The sequence below is a fragment of the Pseudomonas sp. 9.2(2024) genome (assembly GCF_039695385.1).
Taxonomy (GTDB): domain Bacteria; phylum Pseudomonadota; class Gammaproteobacteria; order Pseudomonadales; family Pseudomonadaceae; genus Aquipseudomonas; species Aquipseudomonas paraglycinae.
On the sequence record NZ_CP155585.1, the window covers coordinates 1815677 to 1828905 of the forward strand.

The window sequence follows — 13229 nt, forward strand, 5'->3', positions numbered from 1 at the left end:
CGGCCGCCTGCACGGTTTGCGAAAGGTTTGAAGATGCGCGTTCTGATTGCTGAACACGACCACGCGATATACGCCCGACTGCTGCGTCAGGCGGCTCCGGAGCTTGAAGTGCTGACCAGCGGCGACTCCGCCGAACTGGCCCGCCAGGCCGTCGATTGCTCGGTGTGGCTGGGCCAGCCGGATCTGCTGGCGACCCTGTTGCGTCAGGGCCACCAGCCACAATGGCTGCAATCGACCTGGGCCGGCATCACGCCGCTGCTGGCCGACGGCCTGCGCCGGGATTACCGCCTGACCCGGGCGGTCGGCATTTTCGGTCAGGTGATGGCTGAATATGTGCTGACCTACATGCTCGGCCACGAGCGCGAAGTGCTGGCGCGGCTGGTCAGCCAGGTCGAGCGCAAGTGGGACAACCGCACCGGCCAGAGTCTGGTCGGACGCAAGGTGTTGATCGTCGGCACCGGTGACATCGGCCAGAGCGTGGCGCAGTTCCTGCTGCCGTTCGGTGTCGAGTTGTACGGCATCGCCAGCAGCGCCCGCGAGCAGGCGCCGTTTGTCGAAGTCGGTTCGATGGCGGACTTGCCGCGGCTGGTGGGCGAAGCGGATTACGTGGTCAACCTGCTGCCCAACACCGAGCACACCCACGATATCTACGACGCGGCGCTGTTCAAGCAATTCAAGCCGACCGGGTTGTTCATCAACGCCGGGCGCGGTGTGGCGGTGGTCGATGCGGATCTGGTCGAAGCGTTGAAGGAAGGCCATCTGGCCGGCGCGGTGATCGACGTTTGCCGTCAGGAACCGCTGCCACAACGGCATCCTTTCTGGACCGCATGGGGCTTGCTGCTGACCGGGCACAGCTCGGCGCCGACATCGCCACCGATGATGGTGCAGTTGTTTCTGGATAACTTGCGGGCGTATCAGGCGGGAGAGGCGTTGCGCGGGGAAGTGGATTTCGCACGCGGTTACTGAGCTCTTCAAGATCGTTCCCACGCTCCGCGTGGGAATGCCTCTATGGACGCTCTGCGTCCGCTTTGGGACGCAGAGCGTCCCCGGCTGCATTCCCACGCAGAGCGTGGGAACGATCATGTGGTGAAGCTTTAAAGGGTGAAATCGCCTTCAGCCGCCAGTTCGCTCAGCGGGCGACGCGGGCTCGGCGTTTCCCGTGCTTGCAGGTAATCCGCCAGGGTTGCCTTGTCACCCAGCTTGCCCACCGCCACGGCGGCGTGCAGCGCATAACCTTGCGGAATGTTCAGCTCCTTGCGGGTCAGCTCCTGATCGAAGCCGGCCATGCCGTGGGTGTGCCAGCCGCTCAGGCTCGCTTGCAGCGCCAGATGGCCCCACGCGGAACCGGTGTCGAAGGTGTGCCACAGCGCAGGCGTTTCTTCGGTCGCGCCCGGTGCGGTGAAGGTGGTTTTCGAAATCACGATCACCAGCGCCGACGCGTGCTGGGCCCAGCTGCGGTTGAACTCATTGAGCAGGCCCAGGTAACGCTCCCAGTTCGGCGTGTCGCGACGGGCGTAGAGAAAACGCCACGGCTGCGAGTTGTACGCCGACGGCGCCCAGCGCGCGGCTTCGAAGAAGCTCAGCAGGGTTTCCTCGGAAATCGCTTCGCCGGTGAAGGCGCGGGGCGACCAGCGATCGGTGAACTGCGGGTGAATGGCGTATTCGGCAACGCGAGGGTTGGCACTCATCGAAAGATTCCTTGCTACGTTTGAGGACAGGTTGGAAGCGAAACCCGGCGGGATCAGTTGGGCTGAACGATGGGGTTGTGGCGCAAGCCTGCAGTTCACCGGATGCGACGCGGTCGAGCGTTTATGGCATCCGGCAAAGGCCTGGTGAGACCGGCAAAGCTACTTGGCCGCGCAAAAACTGACAAGCCCGCACAACCGGCAGTCGCCAGCGCTTGGCCCACGGGGCCTTGGGCACTAGACTGGCGGCCTTTTCACCACCTGATGTTGATGCTTGAGCCATGGCCGCCAAAGTCGAACCGTTCTGGATACGCAAAACCCTCGATCAACTCGATCACGAGGAATGGGAATCGCTGTGCGACGGTTGTGGCCTGTGCTGCCTGCAGAAGCTCGAGGATGAAGAAGACAACAGCGTCTATTACACGCGCATCGCCTGCAAACTGCTGGACCTGAAAACCTGCCAGTGCAGCGATTACCCGAACCGCATGAAGTTTGTCCCGGACTGCATCCAGCTCACCCCGGGCCAGGCCGAAGAATTCAAATGGCTGCCGCCGACCTGCGGTTATCGGCTGGTCAGCGAAGGCAAGGATCTGCCGCTGTGGCATCACTTGGTCTGCGGTGATCGCGACGCGGTGCACCACGAACGGATTTCCCAGTCCGGGCGCATGCTCGCCGAAGGCAGCGTGCCGGAAGACGACTGGGAAGATCACCTGATTTTCCGCGCAGGTTAACGATTGACCAAGGAGCAGGTATGGCGACGGAATTGCGCCGGGCGCTGATCGTCACGTTGCTGGCGCTGAGTGCGCCGGCGTGGGCGGCCAAGAAAGTCGATCTGGATTATCAGGTACGCCTGCTGCCGCAGAGCGATCAGGCCGAAGTGCGCCTGACCCTCGCCAAAGGCGAAGCGGTGCGCAGTCTGGATTTCGATCTGGGCGATGGCAGCCATTACAGCGACTTCAAGGCCGACGGCCAATGGCAACTGACGCCGGGCCAACACGCACGCGGCGTATGGCGCCCGACGGCGGACAAGGCCAGCCTGACCTACCGCGTGCGCATCAGCCACGGCCGCAAGAACGGCAGCTTCGACACGCGCATGACCCCGACCTGGGCGCTGATGCGCGGTGATGAACTGGTACCGCCGGCCAAGCTCGACCAACAGGACGGCATCGAGCTTGTCGCGCGCCTGCACTTCGAATTGCCCGACGGCTGGAAAAGCGTCGAAACCGCCTGGCCGCGTATCGGCAAGAACAAATTCCGCATCGACAATCCGTCACGCCTGTTCGACCGCCCGACCGGCTGGATGCTCGCCGGCCACCTTGGCAGCCGCCGCACCCGACTGGGGGAAACCGAAGTCACCGTGGCCTCGCCGCAAGGGCAGGGCATGCGCCGGATGGACGTGCTGACGCTGCTGACGTTCGTCTGGCCGCAGGTGCAAGCGGTGTTTCCGCGCCACCCGAGCAAACTGCTGATCGTCGGCGCCAATGACCCGATGTGGCGCGGCAGCCTGGCGGCGCGGGAGTCGATCTACCTCAACACGCGCTTGCCGCTGGTCAGCGAAAGCGGCAGCAGTGTTTTGGTGCGCGAGTTGGCGCAGGTGTTCGGACGGATCAACGACGAACAGCGCAGCGACTGGATCAGCGAGGGTTTTGCCGAGTATTACGCCATCGAACTGGTACGCCGTGCCGGGGGCATGAGCGACGAGCGTTATCAGGCGTTGCAGGCGAAACTGGTCAAGGACAGCCAGAAAGTCACGACCCTGCGCGGCGAGCAGATCAGCCCGGCGCAGCTGTCGAAAGCGGTGCTGTTGTTACAGGAGCTGGACGGCGAGATTCGCCTGAAGACCCGCAACAAGCGCTCGCTGGATGACGTGCTGCGCGGGGCGATGCACCTGGGGACGGTGGATACCAAAGAGTTCGTGCAACTCGCCGAAAGCATTCTCGGCGAGTCGTCCAAAGTCCTTGATACCGGGTTACTGCAGTAATACCGCCATCGCTGGCTTGCCAGCGATGAGGCCATTAGCCTCAAGGCAAATCCAGAATCAAACCCCGGTTTTCGGCGATTTCACCGAGTCGTTGCCGGTCACGGTGGCAGTTTTGGTTGCCGCTTCGGCATTGGCCTTGAGCTTGCTCAGTTCTTCACCGGCCCGCTCGATCTTCGCCCGCACGTTGTTCATGTCCTGGCGGCTTTTCTCCAGCAGGCTTTTCACCGAACTGTGGCCGGTGATGCCGCGGGCCATGGCCACGCCGCCAATCGCCACCTGAATCAGCCCGAATACACCGCCACGGCGCAGGCCCTTGCCGACCATGATCACGCCGCCGGCCAGCGAGCCGATGCGCTCCCAGCCTTCGACGTTCTGCTCGGAACGGCTCTGGAACGGGGTGGATTCGATACGTTCGACGCGTTTGAGCTCGGTCATGATCTTTCTCCAGGCAATGAGTAATCGATAAACAAGCTGACTGCGCAGGCGGTCAGCTCGTTCCATTGGATGTGTGGCGTTTCAGCGGAATTTCGGCCCGGAGCGGGTGTTCAGGCCTTTGGCCATGCGGTCGTAGAGCACGACGTTGACCGTGGCGGCGAGGTTCATGCAGCCGGTGGTCGGGATGTACACGACGTCTTCGCACCAGTCGCGGATCTCTTGATCCAGCGAACCGTCTTCGGGGCCGAAGATGTACAGGGCGCGATCCGGATGGGTGTATTCCGGCAGCGGGCGGGCGCCGTCGACCAGTTCCACGGCGACCGGGACGCAGTTGAGCGGCAGGATCTTTTTCAGGTCGTCGATGCCGATCAGCGGGATGTCGTAGTGCACGCGCTTTGTGTCGGTGACGAAGTCGGCGGCGCGCTCATAGCGCTTGCCGGTGTAGAACACGGTCGATACGCCGTAGCAGCCTGCGGCGCGCATCACCGAACCGACGTTTTCCGGTGATTTGGGGTTATACAAACCAATGCAGCTGTACCGTTTGTCTGCCACGAGCGGGGTGCCTTCGGGAAAAAGAGGGCGATTATACGGGGATTGGGGGAGGGCGGGCAGATTCAGGATCTGCGGTGCCGATCGTTCCCACGCTCTGCGTGGGAACGATCGGAGTGGTGGCTCAGTCTTCTTTTTTCATCAGCCCGGCCAGTGCAGCAAACGGGTTGTGCGTAGCCTTGGCGATTTTCGGCGTGCTCAGCGAGCCTTCGCCGAAGTACTGCTGATCGGTGTAGCGCGAGTGTTCGTTGTCGTGGCAGTACAGACACAGCAGTTCCCAGTTGGAACCGTCCTGCGGGTTGTTGTCGTGGTTGTGGTCGCGGTGATGCACGGTCAGCTCGCTCAGGCGCTTGCCGGAAAACTCACGGGCACAGCGGCCGCACACGTGCGGGTACATCTTCAGGGCCTTGTCGCGGTAGCCCATTTCCTTGTCGCGCTGGTTGTCGGCGAGGATGCGATCCAGCTTCGAAGTGTTGGTCGGGGTGGACGAACTCATGGGTTCACCTTTGTAGAAAGACTAATGACGGTTATGAGGCAAGTTTAGCTCAGCCCTTGAGCTTCTCGGCAATCCAGATCGTGTGGCGCGTGCCCTTGTTGCCGTGGGCGAAGACCTGGACTTCCTCGGCCTTGAAACCGGCCTTCTTCAATTTGTCGGAAAACTGCCGGTCGGCGCTGGCCGACCACACCGCCAGCACGCCTTTGGGGCGCATCGCCTTGGCGCACGCGGCAAGGCCTGCGGCGGAATACAGCCAGCTGTTGGCTTTCTGGGTCAGGCCTTCGGGGCCGTTGTCGACATCGAGCATGATCGCGTCGAAGCCGTCGGGCTCGCTTTGCAGCACCTTGGCCACGTCTTCCTGGCGAATCACCGTGCGCGGATCGAGCAGCGGGCGTCCGGACTTTTCACCGAGCGGGCCGCGGTTCCACTCGACCACGCCGGGCACCAGTTCGGCGACCACCACTTCGGCGCTCTTGCCCAGATGCTTGAGCGCGGAGGCAAGGGTGAAGCCCATGCCCAGACCGCCGATCAGCACCCGCGAGTTCGGCCGGCCGGCGACCTTGCGGCACGGAATCTCGGCCAGCGCGTCTTCGGAACCGTGCATGCGGGTGTTCATCAATTGGCCGCCGTCGCCGCCCTGGATCTTGATGACGAAGTCCTCGCCATACTCGAACAGGCACAGGGCGCCACCGTTGTCAGGGATCGGCGTGGTGTCGAGCAGAACGAAACGTTTCATGGAAATCTCTACAGGGGGGAAGGCAAGCCGGCGCGTTGGGAGTAGCCTGAAGGCAGACTTCAGGCCAACGGAGCCCTTGATGAAGCGCATCATTCTAACGGTCATTACCCTGGCCGCGCTCTCGATAACTGCCGTACAGGCGCAACAGACGATTCCCGTCAGCCCGACACCGCAACCGGGCTCGCCCGGTACGGCGACGCCAACCCCGTATCCGCAGATCAGCCCGGTGCCGATTCCCAAGGCCGGCCCCGGCAGTGGCGGCCCGCCGCTGGTGCCGATCGAAATGCCCAGCCCGCCGACCAAGGATCAGCCATTGCCGGGCCTGGAACAGAACGACAGCAAACCCAAATCCCCGGGAGGCTAGATCTGCTGGGCGGCGAGCTGGCCGTCGGCCATGCGCAGACGTTTGGACAGGGAGACAGCGAGGGCGCGGATGATCTTGGCGGCGATCTTCGGTGCGTCGTTGAGCATTTTTTCCAGTGAATCCTTGCCGAGGTTGAGCAACTGGCAGTTGCTCGCCGCGACGCATGTTGCCGAGCGGCGCTCGCCGTCGAGCACGGCCATTTCACCGAACGCCCGGCCGCTCCGCAGAGTCGCCATGGTCACGACCTGGCCGTCGCCGCCGGTTTTCTGCACGGCCACCTGGCCGGTGTGGATGATGCACATGAAACTGCCGGCATCACCTTCGCGAAAGATCGCTTCGCCTTCAGCCACGGTGCTGATGCTGAAGTAGCCCGAAGCGGCGGCAAAATCCGCCAGCTGCAATTGATCGAACAGGCCGCAGTCCATCAGCCAGTCGCGGATTTCGTTGTTCAGTAGAGTGGGTTCTGACATGTCGTGCGGTCTTTTTTTGTTTTCACTGTTTCAAGGCGTTGCACAGAACTCCTGTGGGAGCGAGCCTGCTCGCGATGGCGGAGTGTCAGCCAACATCAACATGACTGACAGATTGCTATCGTCGGATCGCCGCCCGGAGCAAGCTCGCTCCCATAGGGGATTGATGTGCTATCGGCCTATCGGGTCTGGAATTAAGACCCAAGTGACCGGCGGAGTTCCTCAGGCAATGCCCAGAACCTTGAAAACAAATGCATATTCGAGCGCTACGTCACGTAATCCCTGATAACGCCCGCTCATGCCGCCGTGGCCGGCGCCCAGTTCGGTCTTGAGCAGCAATGGATTGTTATCGGTCTTGGTCGCGCGCAATTTCGCCACCCACTTGGCCGCTTCCCAGTACTGCACGCGGCTGTCGTTGTAGCCGGCGATCACCAGCGTCGCAGGATAGGCCTGCGCGGTGACGTTTTCGTACGGCGCGTAGGCCTTGATCCGCTCGTAGACCTCCGGCTCTTCGGGGTTGCCCCACTCGTCGTATTCAGTGACGGTCAGCGGCAGATCCGGGTCGAGCATGGTGTTGAGCACGTCGACGAACGGCACTTCGGCAATCGCCACGCCGAACAGATCCGGACGCTGGTTGAGCACTGCGCCAATCAGCAGTCCACCGGCGCTGCCACCGCTGATCGCCAGTTGCGGCGCGGTGGTGATGCCGTTGAGGATCAGGAATTCGGCGCAGGCAATGAAGTCGCTGAAGGTGTTGTGTTTGTGCTCCTGCTTGCCGGCGCGGTACCAGGCTTCGCCCAGTTCGCCGCCGCCACGCACGTGGGCAATGGCGAATGCCATGCCGCGATCCAGCAGGCTCAGGCGAGCATGGGAGAACCATGGATCGAGGCTCGAACCGTAGGCGCCGTAACCGTACAGGTAGAGCGGCACCGCTTTGCCGACCATTTCCCGTTTCATCACCAAGCTGATCGGCACCTGGGTGCCGTCCGGCGCAGTCGCCCACAGGCGCTGGCTGACGTAGGCGTCGGCGTCGAACGGGCCGAGTACCGGGGTTTCCTTGAGGACGGTCTGTTCGCCGGTGGCGAGGATCAGTTGCCGAACCTGAGCCGGGCGATTCAGCGCTTCATAGCGCAGGCGAATGCGGTCGCTTTCGAATTCAAGGCTGTTTTGCACGTAGAGGCTGTAGGCCGCGTCCGGCAATTGCACGCGATAAGGCGCTAGGCCGTGTGGGCGAACTTCGATGATCGGCAGACCGCCCTCACGCAGGCTCAGGGTCAGGGCTTCGGCGTTGAGGGTCACGCCATCGAGCATCACCGAATCGCTGTGCGGGATCAGGTTCTGCCAGTCGGCTTCGCTCGGTGCGATGCCGGTGTCCGGCGCCTGATACAGGGCGAAGTTGATACCGTCGCGGTTGGTGCGGATGAACCAGGTCCATTCGCCATCGAGTTTGCCGTGGTCGACGTCGTACTCGTGATCCTCGACCCGTGGCGCCAGGCAGGTGAACGGCTGCTGCGGCTGATTGGCGTCCAGCGCCCAGACTTCGCTGGTGGTCTTGCTGCCCAGGGACAACAGCAATTGCTGCTCGGAGCTGGCGCGGTAGCAATGCAGGAAGAAACGCCCGTCCGGTTCGTGGAAGACCTCTTCGGCGGCGGTGCCGTCCAGACGATAGCGGAACAGTTTGTGCGGACGATGGGTGTCGTCGAGTACGCCGAAGAACAGCGTGAGGCTGTCATTGGCCCAGGTCATGCTGCCGTCGCAGTCCTGGAATTCCAGTTCGCTGACACGCTCGCTGGATAATTCCTTCACGAACAGGGTGTAAATCTCGTCGCCCGAGGCATCGACGCTGTAGGCCAGGCGCTGGTGATCCGGGCTGATGCTGAAGGCGCCGAGGGAGAAAAAGCCGCCGTTGGCCAGTGCGTTCGGGTCGAGCAGCAGCTGTTCGCGGCTTTCGTCGAGGGTCAGGCTGTCGTCGGCCGGGCGCGGGCAACGATAGTGACGGGCGTATTCGTCACCCGCTGTGGTGCGGGTGTAATACAGGTACGGGCCCCATGGCGAGGGCAGGGACAGGTCGGTTTCGAGGATCCGGCCCTTGATCTCTTCGAACAGGGTTTCGCGTAGCTCAGCCTGATCGGCGGTCTGCGCCTGCTGATAGTCGTTTTCAGCCTTGAGGTAGTCGAGCACCGCGTCGGTGTCGCGTTCCTGCAGCCAGGCGTACGGGTCGTGACCGGCGGCCTTGTGGGCAATCGGGGCGCTGCTGACGTTGGCGGATACGGGCATGGAAAGCTCTCGGACATGACAAATAAGGGTCGCACGGACGGCGGGGAAGCCTGACGTGCGAAAAGTCGTTACTATAAGCGCCTCTGTGCGACACGCGTAGCGTGTCTTCAAGACTTCGAGGTGGATGGTCATCTTGAAGGGCTGTTTGATTACAGCCAAGGCTGGAGTACCCAATCTCCGGAATAAAAATCCATCAAAGAAGTCCACTGCCTTCAAGGACTTACCGTTGCGGCGGGGCAGGCCCACAGTCCATCAGCATTCAAATTATTGACTGGAGGAAAGATCTTTTTCTTTCCTGAATGCACACTAAATCATCGGTTCTTACAGAACCTCACCCCAGCGGGAAAGAATCCCCGCAAGGGTTTTCTCCTGCTTCTGAAACAGGAGGAAACGCTTTTCTGAGCCTGCTGATTCGTTCAGTGCTTGCTTACTCATCTGAAGACTCGAGCGAAAGCTCTGTCTGTCATTGTCCATCTAGCTTGCTCGCAAGGTAGCAGCGGACTCGTTGTGCGACCAACGATAGCCTAGGAAAACATGCGTCATTGGCGACGATGAGGTGTGAAGCTTTTCTAACAACGTAGCCCCTGAAAAGGTCTGCAGCCACCGTGAGGGGTTGTAGAGATGCTCGGAGCTGAACCGGGTTGAGGCGCCAGGCTGGTTGGCATGGGCAACATATGTGAACTGCTGATAAACGTCGTAATTATAAACAAGCCAAAACAGCTGTCAGGCTTGAGCCAAAAGGCAAAGTGATCGGATATCTCTGTAGAGGCTGGAGGTACGTCGTCATCAGGATCACCGGCGAAAAGGCAGGCCCTAAACCAATCGTGTGACAGGCAGGGAACGTGGTAAGCCCGTATGGCTGCCTTCGGGCAGGTGAACCGCAAGGGGATCTGTTGGCTTTGCGGGTATGGGATCGCAGATAAAGCGAAAGTCGATCTGTAATGGGTCGAATAGGGGTTGGAACATCACCCCACGGGAAACCGGGCAGACTTCTGCGAGGTCTTTCGTCGCATGAACTCTGACTGAGCCTGTCTCAATAATTTCAGAAACCTGCAGTTTAGGTTTCCCATTTATCCAGCCCTGACGGGACGTCCATTCCCGTCAGGGGATGCGTACGTCTTCAGCTCAGGCAATTTGAGAGGAAGGCAGCATGAAAGTACACAGCCCTACGGCCGTGTCTGCGCCTTCCGGCGCTCCGCAACAATGGCATGACATCGATTGGTGGCGTGTTCAGCGGAATGTCCGGGCTATGCAGTTACGGATTGCGAAGGCTTGTCGGGAAGGCAATTGGCGCGGGGTTAACTCCCTGCAACGAATGCTGACCCGCTCTCGTTCGGCCAGATATTTGGCTGTTCGGCGAGTCACTGAAAACCAGGGCAAGCGCACGGCGGGAGTCGACCGCGTGCTCTGGGATACACCCGATGCCAAATGGAAAGCGGCGAACGGGTTGAAGCGCCACGGATACAAGCCACGGCCGTTAAGGCGTGTCTTCATTCCGAAGTCGAATGGGAGGGAACGCCCTCTGGGCATTCCGACCATGACTGACAGGGCCATGCAGGCTCTATACCTGCTGGCTCTGGCGCCCATTGCAGAAACCACCGGAGATCCGAACAGCTACGGCTTCAGGATCGAGCGCTCTACCGCTGACGCGATGGGACAGCTGTTCATCTGCTTATCCAAGAAGGTTTCGGCCGAATGGGTACTGGAGGCGGACATCAAAGGCTGCTTTGACCACATCAACCATGACTGGCTGATCGCCAATGTCCCTACGGACAAAACGATCCTCCGGAAATGGCTAAAGGCTGGAGTGATTCATAAAGATCAGCTTCAGGCAACGGACGCCGGTACGCCACAAGGCGGGATTATCTCGCCAACCTTGGCAAATATGGTGCTGGATGGACTGGAGTCACAGCTCAAGCAACATCTGGGCGTGACGAAAGCCAAGAAGCTGAAAATCAATGTGGTGCGTTATGCGGATGACTTTGTGATTACCGGAAACTCGAAAGAGATGCTGGAAAGCGAAATCAGACCTTGGGTGGAGCAATTCCTCGCTGTGCGGGGATTGCAGCTGTCACTCGAGAAAACCCGCGTGGTTCACATAGACGAAGGCTTTGACTTTCTGGGATGGAATTTCCGCAAGTACGAGGGAAAGCTCCTGATCAAGCCAAGCAAGAAAAACGTGAAAGCGTTCTATCGCAAGGTGAAGGACGTCATCAGTACCAACAAAACGGCAAAGCAAGAGGATCTGATCCAACGGCTGAATCCGATACTGCGTGGCTGGGCGATGTACCACCAGCCAGTGGTTGCCAAGAAGGCGTTTAGCAGAATGGATAACTCTGTTTTTCATGCTCTTTGGCGTTGGGCGAAAAGGCGACATCCAAATAAATCGTTGGAATGGGTCAGGAGAGGTTATTTCCAACCCCATGAAGGCAGAAGTTGGGTATTCGCCACCACGGCGATGAGGACGGACGGGACGAAAGCAATAGCTCCCCTGTACTCAATAGCGAGCACTGCGATCGAGCGGCATAGAAAGGTGAGCGGGGAATACAACCCCTTCGATCCTTCCATGGAGGAAATGGGAGAGAAATTGCGAATGGTGCGAATGCTTAAAAAGCTGAAGTATCGGAAACAGATCGTAAGTCTTTTTCAAAGCCAAAAAGGTCTATGTCCGCTGTGCAATCAGCCGATTACCAAGGAAAGCGGGTGGCACGACCATCATGTAATCCACCGCTCCCAAGGCGGTGGAGACACCTTGGATAACCGAGTACTATTGCATCCAGTTTGTCATCAGCAGCTACACAGCCGTGGATTGACAGTAAACAAGCCGGCTCCAACCGGGGCTTTTTAAAGACTTGAGCCGTATGCGTTGAAAGGCGCACGTACGGTTCTTAGGGGGAGGCAGACCAGTAATGGTCTGTCTCTACCCGACTTGCCTGCCTTGCCATGGACACCATGACCGAGAACGACTATCTGATCGCCTGGGGCCTTTACGCCTTTGCCGCCGTGGGCTGCCTGCTGGTGTGGATGCGCATGACCCGCTGGATGTGGCGCTGGCTGCGCGAGCCGCTGCGTGTGCTGATGGCGGTGTTGCTGTTCAGCCCGACCATCATTGACCCGGTGAAGGAAAAATTCGCCCCGGCCATCGCCATTACCGCGCTGGATCTGGCGTTCAAGGTCGGCAACAACGCCTGGCGCGCGATTTCCGAATTGCTCATGTACGCCATGATCGCGTTCGGCCTGTACCTGATTTTCGTGCTGATCCGCCTGCCGATCGAGCGCGCCTCCAAGGCACGCAAGGAACAGGCTGAAGCCGCCCGCGCAGCGGCCCGGGCCGATGACGAGCGGGACGCCGATCAACCGTTCGGCGGTGCCGGCGATGACCGCTACGGTCGCCCTCCGGTGCCAAGCAATCCGCAGCGCATGCGGGTCGAGCCGCGTCTGTAATCACGAGAGTCCGCACATGTGTGAATTATTGGGCATGAGTGCCAACGTGCCGACCGACATCGTGTTCAGCTTCACCGGGCTGATGCAGCGCGGCGGTCGTACCGGCCCGCACCGCGACGGCTGGGGCATCGGTTTCTATGAAGGGCGCGGCTTGCGCCTGTTCCAGGACCCGGCGGCCAGCAGCGAGTCGGAAGTCGCCAATCTGGTGCAGCGCTATCCGATCAAGAGCGAAGTGGTCATCGGTCATATCCGCCAGGCCAACGTCGGCAAGGTCTGCCTGTCCAACACCCACCCGTTCGTCCGCGAACTGTGGGGGCGCAACTGGTGCTTTGCGCACAACGGCCAGCTCGCCGACTTCTCGCCGATCAAAAGTTTCTACCGCCCGGTCGGCGATACCGACAGCGAAGCGGCGTTCTGCGATTTGCTCAACCGTGTACGTGCAGCGTTTCCGGAACCGGTCGATATAGAAGTGCTGCTGCCGGATCTGGTCGCAGCCTGCGCCGAATATCGCAGCAAAGGCGTGTTCAACTGCCTGCTCAGCGACGGCGACTGGCTGTTCTGCTATTGCTCGACCAAACTGGCGCAGATCACCCGACGCGCACCGTTTGGCCCGGCGCGGCTCAAGGACGTTGATGTGATCGTCGATTTCCAGGCCGAAACCACGCCCAATGACGTGGTCACGGTGATTGCCACCGAACCTTTGACTGAAAACGAAACCTGGACCCGCTACGAACCGGGCCAATGGAGCCTGTGGCGACGCGGCGAATGCGTCAGCCAAGGCACGACCGAATAAGG

The 13229-nt window shown here is 60.5% G+C and carries 14 protein-coding genes; 7 read left to right on the forward strand and 7 right to left on the reverse strand.

Annotated features, from left to right (window positions below):
- Positions 1 to 33: 33 nt before the first annotated feature.
- Complete coding sequence (locus tag ABFB52_RS08185) at positions 34 to 966, forward strand: D-2-hydroxyacid dehydrogenase (protein WP_129972845.1); 933 nt, start codon at positions 34 to 36, stop codon at positions 964 to 966.
- Positions 967 to 1094: 128 nt separating this feature from the next.
- Here ABFB52_RS08185 and ABFB52_RS08190 read toward each other — a convergent pair whose 3' ends face one another.
- Entirely contained in the window at positions 1095 to 1688 is a 594-nt protein-coding gene (locus tag ABFB52_RS08190; RefSeq protein ID WP_007958056.1) for a nitroreductase family protein, read from the reverse strand.
- A gap of 278 nt (positions 1689 to 1966) precedes the next feature.
- Between ABFB52_RS08190 and ABFB52_RS08195 the strand changes: the two genes are divergently transcribed.
- Positions 1967 to 2416: a YcgN family cysteine cluster protein gene (locus tag ABFB52_RS08195; protein ID WP_007958058.1), complete on the forward strand. Its 450-nt coding sequence runs from the start codon at positions 1967 to 1969 to the stop codon at positions 2414 to 2416.
- Between the two features lie 20 nt (positions 2417 to 2436).
- Positions 2437 to 3666 carry a hypothetical protein gene (locus tag ABFB52_RS08200; protein ID WP_085747206.1) on the forward strand — a complete coding sequence of 410 codons (1230 nt, stop codon included), beginning with the start codon at positions 2437 to 2439 and terminating at the stop codon, positions 3664 to 3666.
- Between the two features lie 57 nt (positions 3667 to 3723).
- Here ABFB52_RS08200 and ABFB52_RS08205 read toward each other — a convergent pair whose 3' ends face one another.
- The 4 genes from ABFB52_RS08205 to ABFB52_RS08220 form a co-directional block, all read right to left on the reverse strand.
- Positions 3724 to 4101, reverse strand: coding sequence for a DUF2892 domain-containing protein (locus tag ABFB52_RS08205; RefSeq protein WP_085747205.1), 378 nt, complete (start codon positions 4099 to 4101; stop codon positions 3724 to 3726).
- 81 nt (positions 4102 to 4182) lie between these two features.
- Entirely contained in the window at positions 4183 to 4653 is a 471-nt protein-coding gene (locus ABFB52_RS08210) for an RNA methyltransferase (protein ID WP_007958066.1), read from the reverse strand.
- 121 nt (positions 4654 to 4774) lie between these two features.
- On the reverse strand, positions 4775 to 5146 hold the full coding sequence (locus ABFB52_RS08215) for a YajD family HNH nuclease (RefSeq protein ID WP_007944009.1): 372 nt from the start codon (positions 5144 to 5146) through the stop codon (positions 4775 to 4777).
- Between the two features lie 49 nt (positions 5147 to 5195).
- A complete protein-coding gene (locus ABFB52_RS08220) occupies positions 5196 to 5882 on the reverse strand; it encodes a hypothetical protein (RefSeq protein ID WP_129972844.1) in 687 nt (228 codons plus the stop codon).
- A gap of 79 nt (positions 5883 to 5961) precedes the next feature.
- On the opposite strand from ABFB52_RS08220, the gene ABFB52_RS08225 reads away from it, so the two are divergent.
- The gene (locus ABFB52_RS08225; protein WP_127797214.1) at positions 5962 to 6246 is read left to right on the forward strand and encodes a hypothetical protein; all 285 of its coding nucleotides are present in this window, start codon (positions 5962 to 5964) and stop codon (positions 6244 to 6246) included.
- On the opposite strand, the gene ABFB52_RS08230 is transcribed toward ABFB52_RS08225, so the two are convergent.
- Entirely contained in the window at positions 6243 to 6716 is a 474-nt protein-coding gene (locus tag ABFB52_RS08230; protein WP_007956482.1) for a cyclic nucleotide-binding domain-containing protein, read from the reverse strand. The genes ABFB52_RS08225 and ABFB52_RS08230 overlap by 4 nt on opposite strands.
- Positions 6717 to 6935: 219 nt before the next feature.
- Positions 6936 to 8990 carry a S9 family peptidase gene (locus ABFB52_RS08235; protein WP_129972843.1) on the reverse strand — a complete coding sequence of 685 codons (2055 nt, stop codon included), beginning with the start codon at positions 8988 to 8990 and terminating at the stop codon, positions 6936 to 6938.
- A gap of 1150 nt (positions 8991 to 10140) precedes the next feature.
- On the opposite strand from ABFB52_RS08235, the gene ltrA reads away from it, so the two are divergent.
- The 3 genes from ltrA to ABFB52_RS08250 all read left to right on the forward strand — a co-directional run bounded on the left by ltrA (position 10141) and on the right by ABFB52_RS08250 (position 13227).
- On the forward strand, positions 10141 to 11838 hold the full coding sequence (gene ltrA / locus ABFB52_RS08240; RefSeq protein ID WP_129972842.1) for a group II intron reverse transcriptase/maturase: 1698 nt from the start codon (positions 10141 to 10143) through the stop codon (positions 11836 to 11838).
- 95 nt (positions 11839 to 11933) lie between these two features.
- Positions 11934 to 12434, forward strand: a complete 501-nt coding sequence (locus tag ABFB52_RS08245; protein ID WP_007956485.1) for a hypothetical protein — start codon at positions 11934 to 11936, stop codon at positions 12432 to 12434.
- A 16-nt stretch (positions 12435 to 12450) separates the two neighbouring features.
- Positions 12451 to 13227, forward strand: coding sequence for a class II glutamine amidotransferase (locus tag ABFB52_RS08250; protein ID WP_007956486.1), 777 nt, complete (start codon positions 12451 to 12453; stop codon positions 13225 to 13227).
- Positions 13228 to 13229: the final 2 nt, after the last annotated feature.

Coding starts and splice junctions, on each gene's coding strand:
- ABFB52_RS08230 (WP_007956482.1), bottom strand. CDS start 6,716: ATGTCAGAACCCACTCTACTGAACAACGAAATCCGCGACTGGCTGATG.
- ABFB52_RS08220 (WP_129972844.1), bottom strand. CDS start 5,882: ATGAAACGTTTCGTTCTGCTCGACACCACGCCGATCCCTGACAACGGT.
- ABFB52_RS08195 (WP_007958058.1), top strand. CDS start 1,967: ATGGCCGCCAAAGTCGAACCGTTCTGGATACGCAAAACCCTCGATCAA.
- ABFB52_RS08235 (WP_129972843.1), bottom strand. CDS start 8,990: ATGCCCGTATCCGCCAACGTCAGCAGCGCCCCGATTGCCCACAAGGCC.
- ABFB52_RS08215 (WP_007944009.1), bottom strand. CDS start 5,146: ATGAGTTCGTCCACCCCGACCAACACTTCGAAGCTGGATCGCATCCTC.
- ABFB52_RS08250 (WP_007956486.1), top strand. CDS start 12,451: ATGTGTGAATTATTGGGCATGAGTGCCAACGTGCCGACCGACATCGTG.
- ABFB52_RS08205 (WP_085747205.1), bottom strand. CDS start 4,101: ATGACCGAGCTCAAACGCGTCGAACGTATCGAATCCACCCCGTTCCAG.
- ltrA (WP_129972842.1), top strand. CDS start 10,141: ATGAAAGTACACAGCCCTACGGCCGTGTCTGCGCCTTCCGGCGCTCCG.
- ABFB52_RS08225 (WP_127797214.1), top strand. CDS start 5,962: ATGAAGCGCATCATTCTAACGGTCATTACCCTGGCCGCGCTCTCGATA.
- ABFB52_RS08190 (WP_007958056.1), bottom strand. CDS start 1,688: ATGAGTGCCAACCCTCGCGTTGCCGAATACGCCATTCACCCGCAGTTC.
- ABFB52_RS08200 (WP_085747206.1), top strand. CDS start 2,437: ATGGCGACGGAATTGCGCCGGGCGCTGATCGTCACGTTGCTGGCGCTG.
- ABFB52_RS08185 (WP_129972845.1), top strand. CDS start 34: ATGCGCGTTCTGATTGCTGAACACGACCACGCGATATACGCCCGACTG.
- ABFB52_RS08245 (WP_007956485.1), top strand. CDS start 11,934: ATGGACACCATGACCGAGAACGACTATCTGATCGCCTGGGGCCTTTAC.